At 51.0% G+C, this 22,911-nt stretch carries 23 protein-coding genes; 16 read left to right on the plus strand and 7 right to left on the minus strand.

Annotation, left to right across the window (positions count from 1 at the left end):
* Positions 1-47: 47 nt before the first annotated feature.
* From AACH44_RS04630 to rlmM, 4 genes are all read left to right on the plus strand, one after another.
* The gene (locus tag AACH44_RS04630; RefSeq protein ID WP_005975888.1) at positions 48-269 is read left to right on the plus strand and encodes a YgdI/YgdR family lipoprotein; all 222 of its coding nucleotides are present in this window, start codon (positions 48-50) and stop codon (positions 267-269) included.
* Positions 270-805: 536 nt separating this feature from the next.
* Positions 806-1,729, plus strand: coding sequence for a transcriptional regulator GcvA (locus tag AACH44_RS04635; protein WP_014700927.1), 924 nt, complete (start codon positions 806-808; stop codon positions 1,727-1,729).
* Positions 1,730-1,803: 74 nt separating this feature from the next.
* The gene (locus AACH44_RS04640) at positions 1,804-2,199 is read left to right on the plus strand and encodes a DUF423 domain-containing protein (protein WP_261848263.1); all 396 of its coding nucleotides are present in this window, start codon (positions 1,804-1,806) and stop codon (positions 2,197-2,199) included.
* Positions 2,192-3,292, plus strand: coding sequence for a 23S rRNA (cytidine(2498)-2'-O)-methyltransferase RlmM (gene rlmM / locus AACH44_RS04645; RefSeq protein ID WP_261848264.1), 1,101 nt, complete (start codon positions 2,192-2,194; stop codon positions 3,290-3,292). The genes AACH44_RS04640 and rlmM overlap by 8 nt, the downstream gene beginning before the upstream one ends.
* 53 nt (positions 3,293-3,345) lie before the next feature.
* Here the strand turns inward: rlmM and xni are convergent, their stop codons facing one another.
* The 3 genes from xni to queF form a co-directional block, all read right to left on the minus strand.
* Positions 3,346-4,128: a flap endonuclease Xni gene (xni, locus tag AACH44_RS04650; protein ID WP_261848265.1), complete on the minus strand. Its 783-nt coding sequence runs from the start codon at positions 4,126-4,128 to the stop codon at positions 3,346-3,348.
* Between the two features lie 63 nt (positions 4,129-4,191).
* Positions 4,192-5,556 carry a nucleotide 5'-monophosphate nucleosidase PpnN gene (ppnN, locus tag AACH44_RS04655; protein ID WP_261848334.1) on the minus strand — a complete coding sequence of 455 codons (1,365 nt, stop codon included), beginning with the start codon at positions 5,554-5,556 and terminating at the stop codon, positions 4,192-4,194.
* 317 nt (positions 5,557-5,873) lie between these two features.
* A complete protein-coding gene (gene queF / locus AACH44_RS04660; RefSeq protein WP_261848266.1) occupies positions 5,874-6,722 on the minus strand; it encodes an NADPH-dependent 7-cyano-7-deazaguanine reductase QueF in 849 nt (282 codons plus the stop codon).
* A gap of 75 nt (positions 6,723-6,797) precedes the next feature.
* On the opposite strand from queF, the gene syd reads away from it, so the two are divergent.
* The 4 genes from syd to AACH44_RS04680 all read left to right on the plus strand — a co-directional run bounded on the left by syd (position 6,798) and on the right by AACH44_RS04680 (position 9,738).
* On the plus strand, positions 6,798-7,346 hold the full coding sequence (syd, locus tag AACH44_RS04665) for a SecY-interacting protein (RefSeq protein ID WP_261848335.1): 549 nt from the start codon (positions 6,798-6,800) through the stop codon (positions 7,344-7,346).
* A gap of 726 nt (positions 7,347-8,072) precedes the next feature.
* Positions 8,073-8,423 (plus strand): YqcC family protein, encoded by a 351-nt coding sequence (locus tag AACH44_RS04670; protein ID WP_261848267.1) that lies wholly within the window; start codon positions 8,073-8,075, stop codon positions 8,421-8,423.
* Positions 8,416-9,201 (plus strand): tRNA pseudouridine(65) synthase TruC, encoded by a 786-nt coding sequence (truC, locus tag AACH44_RS04675; RefSeq protein ID WP_261848268.1) that lies wholly within the window; start codon positions 8,416-8,418, stop codon positions 9,199-9,201. The genes AACH44_RS04670 and truC overlap by 8 nt, the downstream gene beginning before the upstream one ends.
* 81 nt (positions 9,202-9,282) lie before the next feature.
* On the plus strand, positions 9,283-9,738 hold the full coding sequence (locus AACH44_RS04680; protein ID WP_261848269.1) for a flavodoxin: 456 nt from the start codon (positions 9,283-9,285) through the stop codon (positions 9,736-9,738).
* 103 nt (positions 9,739-9,841) lie between these two features.
* Here the strand turns inward: AACH44_RS04680 and AACH44_RS04685 are convergent, their stop codons facing one another.
* The 4 genes from AACH44_RS04685 to map all read right to left on the minus strand — a co-directional run bounded on the left by AACH44_RS04685 (position 9,842) and on the right by map (position 14,759).
* Positions 9,842-10,231: a DUF3461 family protein gene (locus AACH44_RS04685; RefSeq protein ID WP_261848270.1), complete on the minus strand. Its 390-nt coding sequence runs from the start codon at positions 10,229-10,231 to the stop codon at positions 9,842-9,844.
* 53 nt (positions 10,232-10,284) lie between these two features.
* Positions 10,285-11,112, minus strand: a complete 828-nt coding sequence (gene dapD / locus AACH44_RS04690) for a 2,3,4,5-tetrahydropyridine-2,6-dicarboxylate N-succinyltransferase (RefSeq protein WP_261848271.1) — start codon at positions 11,110-11,112, stop codon at positions 10,285-10,287.
* A gap of 28 nt (positions 11,113-11,140) precedes the next feature.
* Entirely contained in the window at positions 11,141-13,852 is a 2,712-nt protein-coding gene (glnD, locus tag AACH44_RS04695) for a bifunctional uridylyltransferase/uridylyl-removing protein GlnD (RefSeq protein ID WP_425606631.1), read from the minus strand.
* A gap of 112 nt (positions 13,853-13,964) precedes the next feature.
* A complete protein-coding gene (map, locus tag AACH44_RS04700) occupies positions 13,965-14,759 on the minus strand; it encodes a type I methionyl aminopeptidase (RefSeq protein ID WP_107168763.1) in 795 nt (264 codons plus the stop codon).
* 346 nt (positions 14,760-15,105) lie between these two features.
* Here map and rpsB point away from each other — a divergent pair, with 346 nt between their 5' ends.
* The 8 genes from rpsB to rseP all read left to right on the plus strand — a co-directional run bounded on the left by rpsB (position 15,106) and on the right by rseP (position 22,910).
* Positions 15,106-15,831 carry a 30S ribosomal protein S2 gene (gene rpsB, locus AACH44_RS04705; protein ID WP_261848272.1) on the plus strand — a complete coding sequence of 242 codons (726 nt, stop codon included), beginning with the start codon at positions 15,106-15,108 and terminating at the stop codon, positions 15,829-15,831.
* 134 nt (positions 15,832-15,965) lie between these two features.
* Positions 15,966-16,817, plus strand: a complete 852-nt coding sequence (gene tsf, locus AACH44_RS04710) for a translation elongation factor Ts (RefSeq protein WP_261848273.1) — start codon at positions 15,966-15,968, stop codon at positions 16,815-16,817.
* Positions 16,818-16,971: 154 nt separating this feature from the next.
* Positions 16,972-17,697 carry a UMP kinase gene (gene pyrH, locus AACH44_RS04715; protein WP_005975910.1) on the plus strand — a complete coding sequence of 242 codons (726 nt, stop codon included), beginning with the start codon at positions 16,972-16,974 and terminating at the stop codon, positions 17,695-17,697.
* 135 nt (positions 17,698-17,832) lie between these two features.
* A complete protein-coding gene (frr, locus tag AACH44_RS04720) occupies positions 17,833-18,390 on the plus strand; it encodes a ribosome recycling factor (protein ID WP_261848274.1) in 558 nt (185 codons plus the stop codon).
* Positions 18,391-18,529: 139 nt separating this feature from the next.
* Positions 18,530-19,726, plus strand: a complete 1,197-nt coding sequence (gene ispC / locus AACH44_RS04725) for a 1-deoxy-D-xylulose-5-phosphate reductoisomerase (RefSeq protein WP_261848275.1) — start codon at positions 18,530-18,532, stop codon at positions 19,724-19,726.
* Positions 19,727-19,925: 199 nt separating this feature from the next.
* Entirely contained in the window at positions 19,926-20,687 is a 762-nt protein-coding gene (gene ispU, locus AACH44_RS04730; RefSeq protein ID WP_261848276.1) for a (2E,6E)-farnesyl-diphosphate-specific ditrans,polycis-undecaprenyl-diphosphate synthase, read from the plus strand.
* Positions 20,688-20,696: 9 nt separating this feature from the next.
* Positions 20,697-21,533 (plus strand): phosphatidate cytidylyltransferase, encoded by an 837-nt coding sequence (cdsA, locus tag AACH44_RS04735; protein ID WP_261848277.1) that lies wholly within the window; start codon positions 20,697-20,699, stop codon positions 21,531-21,533.
* Between the two features lie 21 nt (positions 21,534-21,554).
* Positions 21,555-22,910, plus strand: a complete 1,356-nt coding sequence (rseP, locus tag AACH44_RS04740) for a sigma E protease regulator RseP (RefSeq protein WP_261848278.1) — start codon at positions 21,555-21,557, stop codon at positions 22,908-22,910.
* Position 22,911: the final 1 nt, after the last annotated feature.

A 22,911-nucleotide genomic window follows, 5' to 3' on the forward strand; every position in this document is an offset into this window, starting at 1 on the left:
ATGCATAAGGTTAACTAGAAAACATTTAAATTCATTGGGAGTTAACTATGAAGAATAAAATTTCTATTTTTGCCGCCATCGTGATGGCGTTTTCTCTGGCAGCCTGTTCCAGTAATTATGTCATGCATACCAATGACGGGCGTACCATCGTCGCAGAGGGGAAACCGAAGGTTGATGATGAGACGGGTATGATCAGCTACACCGACGCTTACGGTCAGCAACAGCAAATTAATCGAGATAATGTGAAAGAAATGGCGAAAGGAAAATAGCGCCGTTTGCCCATCATCATACGTTGCCTGTGAATCTGCGCCAGACTTACATACGGCTGTCATGGTGCTGAGGGGGGAAACGTAAGCAAAAAAAAGCACCGCAATTTGCGGTGCTACACAAAAAATCACTTTGGACAGACAGGGTAAATGTACAGGAAGTGAATAGGGTAGACTCGCTACCACATCTGCAAAAGGCAGACAAACAAATAGCAAACACAACATCACAACCACAAGCCAAAAGCACCTCAGGTCACCCATCCGCACTTTTCGTTCCGGCTCAGGAAGTTGCGCTAATATAGGTATTTGCTGGTACATCCTCAATGGACAAATTATAATGTCTCGGATTACAAAAACTAATAGTTGTACCCGTCATCTTTTTGTTGCAGATCGTCTGGCTGTTGCTGATGGTATTAATCGCTTAGCCAGCTAATTGGCTGGTGATCTTTCTCGCTGTCGCCTTTCTGCATCTTAAGATTTAATGGGTACGAATGTGCCTGATAAATCGCTGACCTAGCGTAAACAAAAAGATTTCATTCATGTCAAAACGTCTCCCTCCGCTCAACGCATTGCGCGTTTTTGATGCGGCGGCTCGCCATTTAAGTTTCACCAAAGCGGCAGAAGAGCTGTTTGTCACGCAGGCTGCCGTCAGCCACCAAATTAAATCTCTGGAAGATTTTCTGGGGCTTAAATTATTCCGCCGTCGTAATCGTTCTCTGCTGCTGACGGAAGAAGGGCAAAGTTACTATCTGGATATCAAAGAGATCTTCTCATCGCTGAATGACGCAACCCGTAAGCTGCAATCTCGCAGCGCCAAAGGGGCATTAACGGTCAGTCTGCTGCCCAGTTTTGCTATCCATTGGCTGGTGCCGCGCCTTTCGAGCTTTAACTCCGACTATCCGGGGATTGATGTGCGTATTCAGGCGGTGGATCGTGATGAAGATCGTCTGGCGGATGATGTGGATGTTGCGATTTTCTACGGTCGTGGGAATTGGCCGGGGTTGCGGGTGGAAAAACTGTACGCGGAGTATCTTCTTCCCGTTTGCTCACCGGTGCTGTTGACGGGGAACCATCCCTTGAAGACGCCGGACGATCTGGTGGCACACACGCTGCTGCACGATGCATCGCGTCGTGACTGGTTGTCCTACACGCGTCAACTTGGTGTACAGATCAACGTACAACAGGGGCCGATTTTTAGCCACAGTGCAATGGTGTTGCAGGCAGCGATTCACGGGCAGGGCGTGGCGCTGGCGAATAATGTGATGGCGCAAACGGAACTTGAAGCCGGACGGCTCGTGTGTCCATTTAACGATGTGTTGGTGAGCCGGAATGCTTTTTATCTGGTATGTCATGACAGTCAGGCAGAACTGGGTAAAATAGCCGCCTTTCGCCACTGGATTCTGGCGCGGGCGGCTAGCGAGCAGGAAAAGTTTCGCTTCCGCTATGACAGCGGTACGCGCTGAGGTCGCATCGTTGGCTATCGAAGATTGATGGACCGAATAATTTATGTAGGTAACTACGATAATAGGTAATAACGATGAATAGTCGTTTCATGCTGATGTTTGCTGCTATCAGCGGCTTTATTTTTGTCGCGCTAGGCGCGTTTGGTTCTCATGTTCTCAGCAAAACCCTGGGCGCTACGGAGCTAGGGTGGTTGAAAACCGGCCTTGAGTATCAAGCATTTCACACGTTAGCGATTTTGGCGCTGGCGGTTGCGATGCAACAGCGAACCAATCTGTGGTTTTACTGGAGCGGCGTGTTTCTGGCGTTGGGGACGGTACTCTTCAGTGGAAGTTTGTACTGTCTGGCGCTTTCTCATCTGAAACTATGGGTGTATGTGACGCCGATTGGCGGAGCCTGTTTTCTGGTGGGGTGGATATTAATGTTGATTGGCGCACTGCGTCTGAAGATAAAGGCTGAACGCCATGAATAAAGTCATTTTGTATTGCCGACCTGGGTTCGAGAAAGAGTGCGCGGCAGAGATAACCGAAAAAGCCACGCAGCACAATGCGTTCGGTTTTGCGCGGGTAAAAGAAAATAGCGGTTACGTGGTATTCGAATGCTATCAGCATGAAGACGCTGACCGTTTGGTGAAAACGCTGCCGTTCCATGAGCTGATTTTTGTTCGTCAGATGTTCGTCAGCGGTGAACTGTTACGTGACTTGCCGCCGGAAGACCGTATTACGCCGATCGTGGGTATGTTGACTGGCGCGATTGAACGCGCGGGGGAGCTGCGTGTTGAAGTCCCTGACACCAATGAAAGCAAAGAGCTGATGAAGTTCTGCCGCAAATTCACTGTGCCGTTGCGCGCCGCGTTGCGCGAAAATAAGATTCTGTTGGGCTATGAAAAAGCCGATCGACCGGTCGTGCATGTGCTGTTTATTGCGCCAGGCTGTTGTTATGTCGGTTACTCTTATAGCAATAACCATTCACCGTTTTATATGGGTATCCCACGGCTTAAATTCCCTTCTGATGCGCCAAGCCGTTCGACGCTTAAGTTAGAAGAAGCGTTTCACGTCTTTATTCCTGCGGATGAGTGGGATGAGCGTTTGGGGAGTGGGATGTACGCGGTGGATTTAGGTGCGTGCCCCGGCGGTTGGACTTATCAATTGGTCAAACGCAGCATGATGGTTCATGCCGTAGACAACGGCCCAATGGCACCGAGTTTGATGGACACCGGACAGGTGATGCACCATCTGGCGGATGGCTTCCGTTTTGAGCCACCGCGCAATAATATCTACTGGCTGGTGTGCGATATGGTGGAAAAACCCGCTAAAGTCACGAGCCTGATGAGTAATTGGTTAATTAACGGCTGGTGTCGTGAAGCGATATTCAACCTGAAGTTACCGATGAAGAAGCGTTACGAGGAGGTATCACAGAATCTCGCGTTGCTGCGTGAACGCCTGAGCGAAAATGGGATTAATGCGGAAGTGCGTGCTAAGCATTTGTACCATGACCGTGAAGAAGTCACCGTGCATGTGCGTCGCTTCTGGAGTGCGGTGCCTGGTCGTCGCGACGAGCGATAGTATCGTGCTAATGCGTATCTGGGGTCACTCAGGTACGCATCCATGTTTATCCGCTAGTGAGAATGCGGCGCGGCGCTATTCTGCACCGGCAGCCTCAGTTGCTGTAGATTGCCATTAAGCGTTAAATCGGTACGCAGCGTGGCAACTTGACGACTGATCAGCGCCATTTCCTTATTCTGTTCCAGCTTCTTACGCCACTTCTCCGGCACGGCATCTAATTGCTGATACAGTGCTTCCAAACTTCCGACCTGCTGCAAGAGCTGTGTAGCACTTTTGGGGCCAATCCCCGCGACGCCCGGAATCTTGCTGCTGCTAATGCCTGTCAGCCCCCAGTAGTCTGTAAGCTGCCGCGGTGAAACACCAAATTCCTGCTCGATAAACGGCAGATCCAGCCAGCGCTTCTGAAAATAGTCTCTGATCTGAATGTGGGGTGCCAATAACTGGCAGTAGCCTTTATCGGTCGACACAATCGTGGCCTGATGACCCGCGGATGACAGCTTGACGGCCAGCGTAGCCGCCAGATCGTCGGCTTCATTACCGGAGCTATGCCAGCTTGCTACGCCAACGGTGGCAAACGCCGCTTTAATCTGCGGGAGTTCCTGTTTCAAATTATCCGGCATTGGCGTGCGTCCTGCCTTATAGTCCGGCAAGAGTTGGTGACGCCAACTGGTATCGCGATCTTCGTCATCAAAGACGGCAACCGCGTGCGTAGGCTGGCTGTTTTGTATGAGCTGATGTAGTGCGTGTTGGCACGCTGTGGTACAGGGTGAACCTTGTACCGCATGAATGCGACGTATCAGATTGAGCGCGTCGACAATCAGCAAATGGACAGGCATCGCATCGTTCCTGAAAGAAGGGGGAAGCTGGCTTCCCCACGTAGGTGCTGGTTAAGCGATCGGTTAGGCACAGATTTCGTAGCAGGGAATATAGGCGCTGCCGGGCAGCTTCATGCGCTGTTGGGCGACAAAACCTTGTAACAGCGTATCCATGCTTTTCATCATCTGCGGGTCGCCATGAATTTTGTACGGCCCACGTTGTTCAATGGCCTGAATGCCGACCTCTTTCACATTACCCGCCACAATGCCGGAGAATGCCCGACGTAGCGCGGCAGCCAGTTCTTCAGCCGGTTGATTCGGATGCAGATTGAGATCGGCCATGTTTTCATGGCTCGGTTCAAAGGGCAGTTGCAGATCTGGCGCAATGCGCAGTGACCAGTTAAAGCTGTAGGCATCACCCGTATGGCGGCGGCTCTCTTGCACCAGCGGCATCGCTTTCTTCATCTGACGGGCGACTTCTGCGGCGTCATTAATGATGATCGAATAGTAGCGACGCGCTTGACGCCCTAGCGTACCAACAATGAATTCATCCAGCACGCGGAAATAGTCGGCGCTTTCTTCCGGCCCAGTCAGGATAATCGGCAATACCTGTTCGCTGTTCTCTGGGTTCATCATGATACCCAGTAGATAGAGGAACTCTTCCGCCGTTCCAACGCCGCCAGGGAAAATAATGATGCCATGCCCGATACGGACAAACGCCTCCAGACGCTTTTCGATGTCTGGCATGATGATCAGTTCATTAACCAGCGGATTCGGCGGTTCGGCAGCAATGATGGACGGTTCGGTCATGCCGATGAAGCGTCCCTCTTTGTAACGCTGCTGTGCGTGGCCGACGGCGGCACCTTTCATTGGGGCTTCCATTGCACCCGGACCGCAGCCCGTACAGATATTCAGCTCACGCAGGCCAAGTTGGCTACCCACCTTGCGGGCATACAGATATTCGATCTCACTAATCGAGTGGCCGCCCCAGCAGACCACCATGTTCGGTTCTTCTCCGACGTGGAGCGCCTTGGCGTTACGCAGGATAGAAAACACCAGATTGGTAATATGAGCGGAATTTTCCAGATTCAGGTTCTGATAGCGACCTGCGCTGGCGATTTGGCCGTTGACGAACAGAATGTCGCGCAAGACGGCGAACAGGTTGGCCTGTAGAGCGCGAATGATGTTGCCATCAACAAAAGCGTCTTCTGGCGGGTTCACCAGTTCCAGTTTGACGCCGCGTTCACGGCGCAGCACGTTGATATCAAAGTCTTCATAACGAGACAGTAGCTCTTTGCTGTTATCTGTCTGGCTACCGGAATTCAGTACGGCGAGGGAACAGTTGCGAAACAAACGGTAGAGGTTGCTGCTGGCCGTGCTTTTCAGCATGTCGACTTCCAACTGCGATAACAAATCCATCGATCCCAATGGGCTGATATGTGTAATCAATTTTGCTCCTTGAAACGCAATATAATCGCGATGCCATGCTAGCTGCTGAGAGCACGATCCGTTGTTGCACGCTCGACGTTTCAGCACCATGGCACGAATGTCATTCATTTAAGACACCACGCGGAACGCGCATGCGTTAAATACCGCGAGCCTAAATGAAACCTACTTGAGCACCGTTCAGACGTTATGGATCTTTTGTTGTCTGGTACACCACCTTAACGCGCTGCCATCATTTTTTCCAATGCTGACGGCAGTCTTAGGACTAACTTGCGCGACGCTACGCACTATTTCACAAAGACATGCCGATCGTCGGTTAGTTACTGGCGCGGCAGACGGCCAGTTGGCGCGTTAAAGGGAGTGTTACTGCGCCATGGGTTGATATCCAGCCCGCCGCGCCGGGTATAGCGTGCGTAAACGCTGAGTTTTTCCGGCTGGTAGCAGCGCATGATGTCGTTAAAAATTCGTTCCACACACTGTTCGTGAAATTCGTTATGATGGCGAAACGACACAATGTAGCGCAGCAGTGCTTCACGATTCATGCGTTTGCCGCGATAGTGAATTTGTACTGAACCCCAGTCGGGTTGATGGGTGATTAAGCAGTTGGATTTCAGTAGGTGGCTGACCAGCGTTTCTTCAACGACAGGGGCATCCTGATCGTTTGTTGCCAGATAATCGGCGTTGAAGTCGTAACTGTCGATCTGAATGTCTTGATCGTCGATGCATTCACCAGTAAACCCGGCTAACGGTTGGCCTTCAAGCTCACTGAGTTTGAAAAGCGAAATGCTGACGTCACCCTGTGCACAATGTGCCAGATCGTTGGCTAATGTTGTGCGTACGCTTTCCCAATTGTCGAATGTCGTCTGGTTAAAGCTGTTCAGATACAGCTTAAAACTTTTTGATTCAATCAAATTCAGGCTTTCTGCATTAAGGTGCATTTCACCAACGGCCACCTGAGGCACGCCGCGGGTGTTCAGCCAGGAAAGCTCGTAGAGTGTCCAGATATCTCCACCATGAAAGGGGAGGCTATCAGGGTAAATGCCGAGTGGATCGCGGTTCAGGCTACGTGGCACGGGTTGCAGAAGTGCAGCATCATAGTGGTCGTGATAGGGCGTGGGTTTGCCCAGTGTTAGCCCGCTTAGGGCTTGGTGCTTGTCATAAACGGACATGTTGTTACCTTGATGTCATAAGCGTGATGGCGAATAGAATAGTGTAACCTGACTAAAAGAGTGATGAGAAAAATGATGGAGCAGGAAGTTGTTTCGGCGCTAGCGGCGTTTACCCAGCGTTATGTTGCCTGTTGGCAGCAGGAGAAGGGGCATTTGCCTGCCAGTGAAGCACTTTACGGTATTCCTTCCCCGTGTATTGTTGAAAATCATGAAGATACGGTTTACTGGTCGCCGCAGCCTCTTGTTCCTTCAACTGCATTGGATGGGGTGGAACGCGCGCTGGAAATTAGCCTGCATCCCGATGTTCACGCGTTCTATACCGCGCAGTATGCCGGGGATATGGCGGCGCAGTTTGATTCACTATCTTGCCAACTGCTGCAAGTGTGGAGTGAAGAGGATTTCACCCGGATGCAGGAGAACCTGATTGGTCATTTGTTAACGCAGAAACGCCTTAAACTCACGCCGACGCTGTTTTTAGCGACGACGGATTCTGAGATGACAATGGTGTCGTTGTGTAATGTTTCCGGGGAAATCATCCTGGAAGAATTCGGCACGAAAAAACGTCAGGTCTTAGCCCCGACGCTGGCGATGTTTCTTTCTGGGCTTAATCCGTTAGCGGTCTAATGGTTAATCGAATTTCACTTTCGGTCTTGTAAGAGATCTCTCACATTTGCTGTAAGAAATGTCTTATCTTTAATGTTGAAAGTACGGTTAGTTTTTATTTTTCCCTTATTAATTAAGTGATTATAATAAAAAATAGCAGTATTGCTTAGGGAGTATTGAGAAACATTGTCACTTACCCCTTGCCGAAAGCTGACAATTAATACATCTTATTACTTAAGTTAGTAACCGGTTACAGTGTGTGTAATAGTAACTATCGGTAACAAAATGCGGTTACCACAATTAGATTGTTTTAGGATGAGACATTGTTTTAGGAAGAAACAGTAGTTTCAGGAAGAAACGCGATTTCAGGATGAAATCAGGGACACCTCCAGGAAGGAGATCGAGAGCCGATTAGGAATGTCGGTGGGGCAGGAGCCTAAAGGGATTGAATCACGGAAGAGACAGGATGGAAACGTCAGGACGAAAGTGGGACGCCAGCAAGGATCGTGGGTCAGGAAGACCAAAAAGGAAAAGTTTTCACGGATGAGCAGGGATGCAAATGTGTAGCGGGATAGCTATAAAACGAACGGGGGGTACTGAGTAATCAGTACCCCCAATTTTTTGCCTGTAGCAAGTGGCGTTGGGGTCATCGCCACTTGCACAGGGTCAAAATGCGGCAATTGGGTCAGGTTGATATCAATGCTATGCTTGCCGCCATTATTATTGGCTTCAAGGGCGAGAAAGCGCATGAGTAGAGAGAGTCAGGTTCGGCAGTCATTATTCGATATTGAGCGCGCATTGAGGGAAAGTCCTTTCTGGCAGGTTGTCCCACCGGAAGATAAGGCGTTTAACAGCTCTGAACCCTTCAGCCTTGATACCATGAAACCCGAAGAGTGGTTGCAGTGGGTTTTTTTGCCACGTATGCATGCTTTGTTGGACAGCGATTTAGCGCTACCCGCCGAGCTGGCGCTACTTCCCTATTTTGAAGACGCATTAGAAGGCACCCCGGAACAGACTGCGGCAGTTTTTTTGCGTCTCAAACAGCTCGATGAGCTATTCAACCCTGATGTACAGGATGGCGCAGTACACGATGCTTGAGATTATTTATCAGGATGAGCATCTGGTTGCCGTCAATAAACCCAGCGGTTGGCTAGTCCACCGTAGTTGGCTGGATCGCAAAGAGAAGGTTGTGGTGATGCAGACCGTGCGCGATCAAATCGGTCAGCATGTGTATACCGTTCATCGCCTCGACAGGCCAACATCCGGCGTGTTGCTGCTCGCGCTGTCCAGCGACGTGGCACGAGCGCTATCCCAGCAGTTTGAATCACACCAGATGCAGAAAATGTACCATGCTGTGGTGCGTGGCTATGTGCTGGATGACGGCCTAATCGACTATGCGCTCACCGAAGAGTTGGACAAGATTGCCGATAAGTTTGCCAATCCTGATAAAGCGCCACAACCTGCCGTCACGCATTACCGTTCTTTGGCGCAGGTCGAGATGCCGGTTGCCATCGGCCGTTACCCTACGGCGCGCTACAGTTTGATGGAGCTGAAGCCACAGACCGGGCGTAAACACCAGCTACGCCGCCATATGTCACATATCCACCATCCGATTATCGGTGATACCGCACACGGCGACCTGCGACACAATCGTGGTATGGAAGCACACTTCTCCTGTGGCAGGCTGATGCTGCATGCCAGCGAATTACAGTTGAATCATCCCGTGAGTGGGCAGCCATTGACGTTGCAGGCACGTTGGGATGCGCCGTGGCAGGGGGTGATGAGGCAGTTTGGTTGGCAAGGGATTCTCCCTGCGTTTGAAGGGGTTGAGTTTCCTGCTAGGTCAGGTCAGGATAGCGAGCATTTTGTTGAGTAGTAATCTCTGTCTTATTACTGCCGTATTACTTTTATATTACTTTTATATCAAACATATCGAATTAAAAAGGGAGTCAGAAGCATGGCGCAGATTGGTATTTTTGTTGGTACGGTCTACGGGAATGCATTGCTGGTGGCCGAAGAAGCCGAAAACATTCTCAAGGATCGTGGCCACGAGGTTAAGGTCTTTGAAGATGCGACGCTGGAATCCTGGCTGGACTACCGTGAACATGCCGTGTTAGTCGTCACGTCGACGACGGGACAAGGCCAGCTACCTGATTCTATTGTTCCGCTTTACGCCGCTCTGCGGGACAACGGCGGTTATCAGCCCACGTTGCGCTATGGCGTTATTGCGTTGGGCGATAGCAGCTACCCGAATTTCTGTGCGGGCGGCCATCTTTTCGATACGTTATTGCAGGAAATAGGTGCTAAGCGCTTGGGCGATGTTTTGGACATTGATGCTGTCGAACACCCTGAGCCAGAAGTTATGTCATGCCCGTGGGTCGAAGCATGGGCTGATTTGGTTGATGCCCAGTGATATCGTGCTGAGATAAGAAACGGGAGCTCACAAGGCTCCCGTTTTCGTTGCAGCCCATCATCGCGGTGTACTCTAGCGGCGATGGCATTGAGCGATGATCGGTTTAGCGATTTTTAGTCAATTTCTCTAAATCTGCTTCGATTTCGGTAATTTTGTTGGATACGACGCTTTCCAGATGACGTAGATCGTCGAGGATTTTGCGTTTCAGATCGACTTCAACTTGCTCCTGCTGACAAATCTTGTCGAGTTCATCAATCACATAGCGCAGGTTTGGGCTGATCTCGTTGATCTCTTTATAGCCCTGACCCGCGTTGTCGGCCACGATGGTCTTGCGCTGACGTGGATATTTGAACTTCACGCTTTTAGCAAAAAACTCGCCCTTATCCTTACGGAAATAGATCTTCAGGATGTCGTTGTTCGCTTCCTGACGCAGGCTATAGCGATCGATATCATCGGGATTGGTAATGCCCAGGCTTTTTAGATTGTCATACATAGCGTCACCTTCTCGGTAAAAAAACGGCGGGCGATTAACCTGCCGTTTCTCGTTTAGTCGATAGAGCGTAATAACTCATTGATACCCACTTTACCGCGGGTTTTCGCATCCACTTTCTTCACAATGATGGCACAGTACAGGCTGTGACTGCCATCTTTGGACGGCAGGTTGCCAGAAACCACGACGGAACCCGCTGGCACACGGCCATAGTGAATTTCGCCCGTTTCACGATCGTAAATACGGGTGCTTTGGCTGATGAATACGCCCATGGAGATGACGGAACCTTCCTCAACGACAACGCCTTCTACTACTTCAGAACGCGCACCGATGAAGCAGTTATCTTCAATGATGGTTGGGTTAGCCTGTAACGGTTCCAAAACGCCACCGATGCCGACACCGCCGGACAGGTGAACATTTTTACCGATTTGGGCGCAGGAGCCGACGGTGACCCACGTATCTACCATCGTGCCTTCATCGACATAAGCACCGATGTTGACGTAAGACGGCATCAGCACGGTATTACGGGCGATGTAAGCACCGCGACGTACGCTGGCTGGCGGTGCAACGCGCACGCCTTCACGCTGGAAACGCGCTTCATCATAGTCAGCGAATTTCATTGGCACCTTATCGAAAAAGCGTGTTTCTCCGCCTTCGATAAGGTGGTTATCATTAATACGGAAAGAGAGCAGCACGGCTTTCTTCAGCCACTGATGGGTCACCCACTGGCCGTCGATTTTTTCTGCAACGCGCAGGGCGCCGCTATCTAACAGGCTGATGGCCTGATTAACGGCTTCACGCGTGACGGTGTCTGCATTTGCCGGAGTGATGTCTGCGCGGCGCTCGAAAGCCGTTTCAATGATGTTCTGTAATTGTTGGTGCATCCTGATTTCTCTTTCCTGATTGTAAAAATTAACTCAATGGTACTTTATCGTTTGGGTTAAGGGCTTCTGTCAACCGTTCTTGCAATTTAAGGCGCAAATCCGGCTTCAATGCGCGCCTGTTGCTGTCGGCCAGGATGAAAAGATCTTCTACCCGTTCGCCGATCGTCGAAATTCGCGCGCCATGCAGCGACAGGTTGAGATCGGCAAAAATTTCACCGATACGTGCCAGCAATCCCGGTTGATCGAGGGCGCTGAGCTCCATATAGCTGCGCCTGTCCGTATGTGTCGGTAGGAAATTGACTTCGGTTGGCACGCTGAAGTGGCGCAGTTTAGGCGACGGTCGGCGCACGCGCGGATGTTGGTAGTGTCGGTGGGTCAGCGACTGCTCCAGCGCCTGGCGTATCATTTCATGCCGATCCTGCGCCAGCGGGCTACCATCCGGCTCCAGCACAATGAACGTATCCATCGCCATACCGTCACGGCTGGTAAAAATCTGCGCATCGTGCACGCTGAGATTGCGTCTGTCTAACTCACCAACAACGGCCGCGAACAGATAAGGTCTATCCGGGCTCCAGATAAAAATCTCGGTGCCGCCGCGGCTGGCCTGATGGCTGATCAGCACCAGCGGTTTGTTGGTATCATGCTCCAATAGATGGCGTGCATGCCAGGCAAGCTGATTGGGCGAATGGCGCAGGAAATAATCCGCCCGACAGCGGCTCCAGATATGGTGCAACGCCTCTTCGTCAATGTTATCCATGCGCAGCAGCGCCAGCGCCTGTAACCGGTGATGCCGGACGCGTTCGCGTAAATCCGGCGTATTTTGCATGCCACGGCGTAGCTGTTTCTCGGTAGCGAAATAGAGTTCACGCAACAGGCTCTGTTTCCAACTGTTCCACAGCGTCTCATTGGTGGCGCAGATATCTGCAACCGTCAGGCTGACCAGATAGCGCAGGCGGGTTTCGCTCTGGACTTCGGTAGCGAATTGTTGAATAACCGTGGGATCTTGAATATCGCGGCGTTGTGCCGTGACGGACATCAGCAGGTGGCAACGCACCAGCCAGGAAACCAACTGGGCTTCACGTGAGTTCAGCCCGTGCAGCGCGGCAAATTCCAGCACATCCTGCGCACCCAGTTCAGAGTGATCGCCCCCACGGCCTTTGGCGATATCGTGGAATAGCGCGGCTAGCAGCAATAATTCGGGCTGGGGCAGGCGAGGGTAGAGTTCTACGCACAGCGGATGCTGTGGTCGCGTATCCCCGTCGGCAAAGCTTTCCAACTTGAGCAAAACACGGATTGTGTGCTCATCCACCGTATAGGCATGAAACAGGTCGAACTGCATCTGGCCGACAATGTTCCCCCACAGCGGCATATACGCCCACAGCACGCTATGACGGTGCATCGGCAATAGTGCACGGCTTACCGCATGGGGATGGCGCAGAATATTCATAAACAGCTGGCGCGCTTCCGGGATGGTACAGAGCGGGCTGGCGAGATGACGACGTGCATGGCGCAACTGGCGCAACGTGGTGGAGTAGATGCCGCTGATGTCACGGTTGCGCACCATCAGATAGAACATGCGCATGATAGCTTCTGGTTTTTTGATAAACAGGTTTTCATCGCGCAGATCTAGCAGATTGCCGCGTAGTTGAAATTCATCGTCAATTGGACGAGGTTTTTCACTCGCATCCAACGCCAGAATCGCTTCGTCAAAGAGCTGTAACAGCATCTGGTTCAACTCGCTGACGCGACGCGTCATACGGTAGAAATCCTTCATCATGCGCTCGACTGGCGTGTTGCCTTCCCCCTGATATTGCAGTAACTGTGCGACGTTCAACTGCCTGTCGAACAGCAGTCGGTTGTCGTAACGTGGCAGGATCAGGTGCAGGGCGAAGCGGATGCGCCACAAAAAGCTTTGGCATTCGTTCAGCTCTTTACGCTCCGCTTCTGTCAGAAAGCCGAAACCCACCATCTCATTCAACGAGGTCGCGCCGAAGTGGCGTCTCGCGACCCACAGCAGCGTGTGAATATCGCGTAGCCCGCCCGGACTGCTCTTGATGTCGGGTTCTAGATTATAGCTGGTGCTGTGATAGCGCTGATGACGCTCCTGCTGCTCGGCGATTTTGGCTGGAAAAAACGTGGAAGATGGCCAAAATTCATCACTGAATACCTGTTTTTGCAGCGTGAGAAACAGGGCAACGTCGCCGCATATCATGCGGGATTCAATTAGATTGGTCGCGACAGAGATATCCGCACGCCCTTCTTGTAAGCACTCTTCCAGCGTTCTGACGCTATGGCCAACTTCCAGCTTTAAATCCCACAGCAGGGTAATGAATTGGCCGACGCGTTGGGCGTGTTCCTCACTCAGTTCTGTCTGGCTCAATACCAGCACGTCGATATCGGAAAGCGGATGCAGTTCACCGCGGCCATATCCTCCGACGGCGACGAGTGCGGTTTGAGCAATATTTTCAAAACCGTGGAAGTACCATAGCCGCTGCAACAGGCGATCGATGAATAACGTTCTGGCATCAATCAGCTTTTCTGCGCTGACGCCGGAACGGAATTCTGAACCGAGCCAAAACTGGAATAGCTCCAACTGCTGTTTCAACGCCTGGCGGTTCAACATGTCATCTGCGTAGGTCAGCGGTGAAGCGGGGGGCTGTGTCGCAATGGCGTTTACAGGGCTGTCTGGTGAGGAAGCGTCAGGTGGCGTATTGTCTGGCGAAAAGCGGTTATCTGTCATAGCGCAGCCCATAAAAAACGCAGAGCGCGTTTTTCAACGTCGCTTGCGACGGCCCGTAGGGGGGCGTGCTTTCTGCACACCATAAAAAAGCCGGCGACTGCCGGCTTCGTGTTTACTGTTCATGCGTGATGATGTTGGGGATGGTGTCATCCTTGCGCAACGTCATTATTTCGCAGCCGTTATCGGTTACCACAATAGTATGCTCGTACTGTGCCGACAAGCTACGATCTTTGGTTTTTACCGTCCAACCGTCTTTCATCGTACGAATGCGGTAATCACCTGCGTTAAGCATCGGTTCGATCGTAAATGCCATACCCGCCTGCAACACCACGCCGCCGTCATCTGCATCATAGTGCAGAACCTGTGGTTCTTCATGGAAGCCTTTGCCGATGCCGTGACCGCAGTACTCACGTACGACGGAGAAGTTGTTTCCTTCGGCAAACTGCTGGATCGCTTTGCCCAGGGTGCGCAGGCGAATACCAGGCTTAACCATCTTCAGCGCTAGATAGAGGCTTTCCTGTGTGATGCGGCAGAGACGTTCACCCAGAATGGTCGGTTTACCCGCGATAAACATTTTTGACGTATCGCCGTGAAAGCCGTCTTTGATCACGGTGACGTCGATGTTGACGATATCGCCGTCTTTCAGGATGCGCTCTTCGCTAGGGATGCCGTGGCATACCACTTCATTGATGGAAATGCAGACGGATTTCGGGAAACCGTGGTAGCCCAGGCAAGCGGAAATAGCCTGCTGCTTGTTGGTGATATGATCGTGACAGATTCTGTCTAATTCGGCGGTACTCACGCCAGGTACGACGTGGGGTTCGATAATTTCCAGCACTTCGGCAGCTAGACGACCAGCTACGCGCATTTTTTCGATGTCTTCAGGGGTTTTGATTGAAATTGCCATTGATAATTGTCCGCAGGTGCCTGTTAAGCACGAAAATTAAGAGCGATAACTAATAACTTATGTTACCAGCCATGCCGCTGGCTTGCCAAATTATCATTCTGATTTGTAGACCGTTGAATAACAAATGTTGGTGTCACGGGGGGATTTATGGTATAAAGCGCGCCGATGATCCGGCTGGATAGCGGTTATACGGTATTCAACCACATCGGCTAAACTCACTTTGTGTAAATAACACACACACATGTCGGCACGTTCGCCGGGGTGCTCCTGAGGTGTTTCACCGGATGGGGTCGGCGCAATGGGACATGTGGAGGCATAACCCCATACTTAATTAATAGAGGTAATCATGGCAACTGTTTCCATGCGCGATATGCTCAAGGCTGGCGTACACTTTGGTCACCAGACCCGTTACTGGAACCCGAAAATGAAGCCATTCATCTTCGGTGCACGTAACAAAGTTCACATCATCAACCTTGAAAAAACGGTACCAATGTTCAACGACGCTCTGGCTGAGCTGAGCAAAATTGCTTCTCGCAAAGGCAAAATTCTGTTCGTTGGTACGAAGCGCGCAGCAAGCGAAGCGGTAAAAGATGCAGCCAACAACTGCGATCAGTTCTTCGTGAACCATCGTTGGTTGGGCGGTATGCTGACTAACTGGAAAACCGTTCGTCAGTCTATCAAGCGTTTGAAAGATCTGGAAATCCAATCTCAAGACGGCACGTTTGACAAGCTGACCAAAAAAGAGGCGCTGATGCGCACTCGTGAACTGGACAAGCTGGAAAACAGCCTGGGCGGTATCAAAGATATGGGCGGTCTGCCAGACGCGCTGTTCGTTATCGACGCCGATCACGAGCACATCGCAATCAAAGAAGCTAACAACCTGGGTATTCCAGTATTCTCAGTGGTTGATACCAACTCCGATCCAGATGGCGTTGACTACATCATCCCTGGTAACGATGACGCAATCCGTGCAGTTAACCTGTACCTGAGCGCTGTTGCTACTGCTGTCCGCGAAGGCCGTTCTCAAGATCTGGCTGTGCAGGCAGAAGAAGGCTTAGTAGAAGCTGAATAATAAGTCTGGCTCGTTGAGCCCTTATTAACCAGGTAGTACTAGTTTGGTTAGGGGCCTTTTTATGGCCCCTTTTTCACTTTTAAAGCTGTTTGGTTGTGACGACCGGGCAGGACAAATCTTCCGAGGATTTTAGAATGGCTGAAATTACCGCATCCCTGGTAAAAGAGCTGCGTGAGCGTACCGCTGCAGGCATGATGGAATGTAAGAAAGCGCTGGTTGAAGCTAACGGCGACATCGAGCTGGCAATCGAAAACATGCGTAAATCTGGCGCGATCAAAGCAGCGAAGAAAGCAGGCAACGTTGCTGCTGATGGCGTGATTAAAACTAAGATCGACGGTCACTACGCTGTGATTCTGGAAGTTAACTGCCAGACTGATTTCGTTGCTAAAGATGGTGGTTTCCTGGCATTTGCTGACAAAGTACTGGATGCTGCGGTTGCAGGCAAAATCACTGATGTTGAGGTGCTGAAAGCGCAGTTCGAAGAAGAACGTGTTGCACTGGTTGCCAAAATCGGTGAGAACATCAACATTCGCCGTGTTTCTGCACTGGAAGGCGACGTTCTGGGTAACTACCAACACGGTGCACGCATCGGTGTTCTGGTTGCCGCTAAAGGCGCTGACGAAGAGCTGGTTAAACACTTGGCTATGCACATTGCTGCAAGCAAACCTGAATTCGTTAAGCCAGAAGATGTCTCTGCTGAAGTGGTAGATAAAGAATACCAGGTTCAGTTGGAAATCGCGATGCAGTCCGGCAAACCGAAAGAAATCGCAGAGAAAATGGTTGAAGGCCGTATGAAGAAATTCACCGGCGAAGTTTCTCTGACGGGTCAGCCTTTCGTTATGGATCCAGCCAAGTCTGTTGGTCAACTGCTGAAAGAGCATAACGCTGACGTGACTAACTTCATCCGTTTCGAAGTGGGTGAAGGTATTGAGAAAGTTGAGACTGATTTTGCTGCTGAAGTTGCAGCAATGAGTAAGCAGTCTTAATAGTAAAATAAAGAGCCGCCAGTTGGCGGTTCCTTTTTATCCAGCCCCAATAGTTTTAGTTCGCTTGGTTTCCTGTATTCAGAGAGGAGCCAAGTGGAACAGTGTTGATTTTACAACCCCCCAATACGACGACAGCCTGTAGGATAAGAACACCATGGCAACCAACGCAAAACCCGTCTATCAACGAATCCTGCTGAAACTCAGTGGCGAAGCTTTACAGGGAACTGAAGGTTTTGGTATCGATGCGAGCATTCTGGATCGCATGGCTCAGGAAGTGAAAGAACTGGTTGAGTTAGGCATTCAAGTCGGTGTGGTTATCGGTGGTGGTAACCTGTTTCGTGGCGCGGGTCTGGCTAAAGCGGGTATGAACCGCGTTGTGGGCGACCACATGGGAATGCTGGCGACCGTCATGAATGGTCTGGCAATGCGTGATGCGTTGCACCGTGCCTATGTGAACGCTCGCCTGATGTCTGCGATTCCCCTGAATGGCGTCTGTGACAACTACAGCTGGGCGGAAGCGATCAGCTTGCTGCGTAATAATCGCGTGGTGATTTTCTCTGCGGGAACCGGTAACCCATTCTTTACCACAGATTCCGCAGCTTGCCTGCGCGGTATTGAGATTGAAGCGGATGTCGTATTGAAGGCGACAAAAGTCGATGGCGTCTATTCTGCCGATCCGGTGCAAGATCCCTCTGCGACAATGTATGAAACGCTAACCTATCAAGATGTGCTAGAACGTGAACTGAAAGTGATGGATCTTGCTGCGTTCACGCTGGCTCGCGATCATAATTTGCCGATCCGCGTTTTCAACATGAACAAACCCGGCGCATTGCGTCGCGTTGTCATGGGTGAAAAAGAAGGGACGCTGATTAGTCAGTAATAACGGCTAATCCCGATTATAGGGTAATATATTCTCAGTATTGCTCTATACGCCAGCCGCGCGCTGGTATTAATTATTCACCGGGTCATGTACCGACATGGCCTGCCAGGCAACCAGTTTTCAAGGGTTCACAACGTGACTAATGAAATCAGAAAAGATGCTGAAACGCGCATGGACAAATGTGTTGAAGCGTTCAAAAATCAGATCAGCAAAATCCGTACCGGCCGTGCATCGCCTAGCATTCTCGATGGCATCCAGGTTGAATATTATGGCAGCGCAACGCCACTGCGTCAGCTTGCTAACGTTGTCGTAGAAGATTCCCGCACGCTGGCGATTTCAGTATTCGATCGTTCACTGAGCCCCGCGGTCGAGAAAGCGATCATGGCCTCCGATCTCGGCCTGAATCCGTCTTCTGCGGGGACTGTAATTCGCGTTCCGTTACCACCATTGACAGAAGAACGTCGTAAAGATCTGATCAAAGTGGTGCGTGGTGAGGCGGAGCAAGGGCGCATTTCTGTACGCAACGTGCGCCGTGATGCTAACGACAAGCTGAAAGCGCAACTGAAAGACAAAGCGATCAGTGAAGATGAAGAACGTCGTGCTCAGGACGATGTGCAGAAATTGACTGACAACTTCATCAAGAAAGTGGACGTCGCACTGGCAGAAAAAGAAGCAGAGCTGATGGAGTTCTAATCAGCCCGTTGAATATTGCGTCGCAGGAAATTTGTGGGCTTGTCCCCTTTTTCGGCGGCGCTTTATTTTTATATCATGGTAATCGTCTCAGACTCGTGTACCTTCCTGTCATCAAATCCGGTTATTCAGAGCATTTTTAATGAAGCAACTGACAATTCTTGGTTCGACTGGCTCTATTGGCGTCAGTTCTCTGGCGGTGATTAAAGCCAATCCCGATAAATTTGCCGTACGCGCGCTATCTGCGGGATACAACGTCAAGCTGATGGTAGAACAATGTCTCACTTTCCAACCTGCTTATGCCTCAATGGCTGATGAAGCCTCTGCAACGGCTCTGCGCCAACAGTTGGCGGAATACGGTTGCAAAACAGAGGTACTTGCTGGAGAGCAGGCTGCGTGTGACCTCGCTGCATTAGAGGGGGTCGATCAGGTCATGGCCGCGATTGTGGGTGCTGCTGGGCTATTGCCGACATTGGCTGCAATCCATGCGGGGAAACAGGTTTTATTGGCGAATAAAGAATCACTCGTCACCTGCGGACGCCTCTTTATGGACGCGGTGGCACAAAGTGGCGCGCAGCTTTTACCGATTGATAGTGAACATAATGCGATTTTTCAGAGTTTGCCTGAGCAAATTCAACGCCAATTAGGTTACGCTTCATTATCGCAGCATGGGGTCGAACGTATTATTTTGACCGGTTCCGGCGGTCCATTTCGTGAAACACCCGTGTCGGCGTTGGCGGATATGACGCCGGATCAGGCGTGTGCGCACCCAAACTGGTCAATGGGGCGCAAAATTTCGGTTGATTCTGCCACGATGATGAACAAGGGGCTGGAGTATATCGAAGCGCGCTGGTTGTTTAATGCTTCTGCCGAACAGATGGAAGTGATTATTCATCCACAATCGGTCATTCATTCTATGGTGCGTTACCGTGATGGCAGCGTTCTGGCGCAACTGGGTTCGCCTGATATGCGTACGCCGATTGCCCATGCAATGGCGTATCCTGAACGTGTGACGTCGGGCGTAAAATCGTTAGATTTTTGCCAAATTGGTGCGCTGACATTTTTAGCGCCGGACTATGCGCGCTATCCTTGTTTACAGCTGGCGATTGATGCCTGTCATCATGGTCAGTCGGCTACCACGACATTGAATGCTGCCAATGAAATTGCGGTAGCGGCATTTTTGCAGTCGCAGATACGCTTTACGGATATCGCGGTGGTAAATCGGCATGTTATTGAACAACTTACATTGCCAGAGCCCGAAAGTGTTGATGATGTTCTGTTCATCGACAACTGGGCGAGACAGGTTGCAACACAGACTCTGACACAGTACGCGCGATAGCCCAGATAGACCTGTGGCACGATTTGTTCATGTGCGGTTGAGGTGGTATAGTCTGCGCCACTCAATGGTTGGTTATGCGAAATGCGTTTAATCGACTGTGACGCTAAGCCGTGATCGTTCACGGCTTTTTTTGCGCTAACGGGGTCTGATGTTACGGAAGGACTGTTGTATTTCTTGCTTGAGGAAATAAGTACGCGTTATGCCGTCCGATAATCAAAAAAATACTCACGATCTACCCCCCGCCGGACCACGGCATGTTGCCATTATCATGGATGGCAATGGTCGCTGGGCGAAAAGCCGGGGAAAAATGCGAATTTTTGGCCACCAGGCTGGTGTCAAGGCTGTACGGCGTTCCGTCAGTTTCGCTGTGAGCCAAGGGCTTGACGCACTGACACTTTATGCATTTAGCAGTGAAAACTGGAACCGCCCCGCGCAGGAAGTTTCCGCACTCATGGAGTTGTTTGTTCGGGCGCTGGACAGCGAAGTGAAAAGCCTGCACAAACACAATGTTCGCCTGCGGGTGATTGGCGATATCGGCCGCTTCAGCCCGCGTTTACAAGAGCGAATCCGTCGTTCAGAGACGATGACAGAAAAGAATCAGGGGCTCACACTCAATATTGCCGCGAATTATGGCGGCCGTTGGGATATTATTCAGGGAGTACGGCAACTTGCAGAGCAGGTGCAGGAAGGTAGTCTTCGCCCTGATAGCATTAATGAAGCGTCATTATGTCAGTACATCTGTCTGAATGATCTGGCTCCGGTTGATTTGGTGATCAGAACCGGTGGAGAACACCGCATCAGTAATTTTCTTCTGTGGCAAATTGCTTATGCTGAACTTTACTTTACTGATGTCCTCTGGCCTGATTTCGATGAACAAGTCTTTGAAGGTGCGCTGAATGCTTTTGCACAACGCGAGCGCCGCTTCGGGGGAACAACACCTATCGATGCTGATGCATCCTAGGGGGAACTTTTGCTGAAGTATCGCCTGATTACTGCTTTTATTTTGATCCCGATTGTTATTGCTGCACTGTTCTTGCTGCCGCCTCTGGGGTTCACACTTGTTACGCTGGCCGTTTGTATGCTGGCGGCATGGGAATGGGGTCAGTTGGCGGGTTTTGTCTCTTATGGCCAACGCCTGTGGCTCGCGATCCTGTGTGGTTTCTTGCTGGCGCTGATGCTGTTATCGCTTCCGGCCTACCATTATTCCGTCCATATTCCGCAAATCAGTATCGCGCTCTGGTCATCATTGGTGTGGTGGGGCGTTGCGCTGTTTTTGGTTCTGTTCTATCCAGCTTCTGCCTCATTCTGGCGTCATTCGCGCACATTGCGGATCGTGTTTGGCATCATGACGATCGTGCCGTTTTTCTGGGGCATGATCGCGATCCATAAGTATATTGGTCCTTGGTGGCTGCTGTACGTCATGCTGCTGGTGTGGGGAGCAGACAGCGGTGCTTACATGTTCGGCAAACTGTTTGGTAAGCGTAAGCTCGCGCCAAAAGTCTCGCCGGGCAAAACCTGGGAAGGCTTTCTCGGTGGTTTGGCAACCTCTGCGCTAATCTCTATGCTGTTTAGCCTGTATGCGCCATTAACGGTAGCACCAGCGACGTTGTTGATTTGTTCTATCGCCGCTGCGCTGGCTTCGGTGTTGGGTGATTTGACGGAAAGTATGTTCAAACGCGAGGCGGGCATCAAAGACAGTAGCCATTTGATTCCGGGGCACGGTGGCGTGCTCGATCGTATCGACAGCCTGACAGCTGCGGTTCCTGTGTTCTCTTGCCTGATGCTGCTGCTGTTTAAAGTAGCTTAGAATAAAGCGGTAGAGCTATTTATGTTGAGTTTTTTCTGGAATCTTGCCGCGTTTATCATTGCACTGGGTGTGCTGGTCACCGTCCATGAATTTGGGCATTTCTGGGTGGCGCGCCGCTGTGGTGTGAAGGTAGAGCGCTTCTCCGTCGGTTTCGGTCGCGCACTATGGCGTCGTCGCGATCGCACGGGTACAGAATTCGTGATTGCGCTGATCCCGCTTGGTGGCTACGTCAAGATGCTGGATGAGCGTGTCGACACGGTTGCGCCAGAATTCCGTCACCAATCTTTTAACAGTAAAACGGTCTGGCAGCGTGCGGCTATCGTCAGTGCGGGTCCGATTGCCAATTTCCTGTTTGCCATTGTGGCGTACTGGCTGGTGTTCATTCTCGGTGTGCCGGGTGTGCGTCCGGTAGTCGGTGAAATACAGCCCAATTCCATCGCCGCGCAAGCGGAAATGTCGGCAGGAATGGAACTAAAGTCCGTTGATGGTATCGAAACGCCTGATTGGGATACTGCGCGTTTAGCGATGATCGGTAAAATCGGTGACAGCAATGTCGTGATTGGAACCGCACCTTTAGGTTCTGACCGTGTCGTCCAGAAAACCCTGGATTTACGTGAGTGGCAGTTTGAGCCTGATAAGCAAGACCCAGCGGCCTCGCTCGGGATTATCCCGCGCGGTCCGCAAATCGAACCGGTACTGAATCAGGTGCAGGCTGGGTCTGCGGCGGAAAAAGCAGGTTTGCAAGTCAGAGATAGGATCGTTAAAGTCGACGGGCAAGTTTTAGCGCATTGGCGTGATTTCGTCATCGCCGTGCGTGATAACCCCGGACAATCTATCTCACTGGAGGTGGAACGAAATGGCGCAATAGTGCCGTTAACGTTAACGCCAGACAGCAAATCTGTGGGAAATGGCAAAGTTGAAGGGTTGGCCGGTGTTATGCCAAGCGTGACGCCGCTGCCCGAAGAATACAGGACTGTGCGCCAGTATGGGCCGTTTAGCGCTGTCTATCAGGCAACAGATAAAACCTGGCAACTGATGAAGTTGACCGTCAGTATGTTAGGCAAACTGGTTATGGGTGATGTTAAGCTGAACAACCTGAGTGGTCCCATTTCGATTGCTCAGGGTGCAGGAATGTCAGCAGATTATGGATTGATTTATTACCTGATGTTTTTGGCCTTAATTAGCGTCAATTTAGGGATCATCAATCTGTTTCCTCTGCCGGTATTGGATGGTGGACACCTGCTCTTTCTTGCGGTTGAAAAGCTGAAGGGTAGGCCGGTTTCTGAGCGTGTGCAGGACATTAGCTATCGTATTGGCACAGTATTGCTGATGTTGTTAATGGGACTCGCACTTTTCAATGATTTCTCTCGTCTCTAGG

The sequence above is a fragment of the Pectobacterium araliae genome, from assembly GCF_037076465.1.
Taxonomy (GTDB): domain Bacteria; phylum Pseudomonadota; class Gammaproteobacteria; order Enterobacterales; family Enterobacteriaceae; genus Pectobacterium; species Pectobacterium araliae.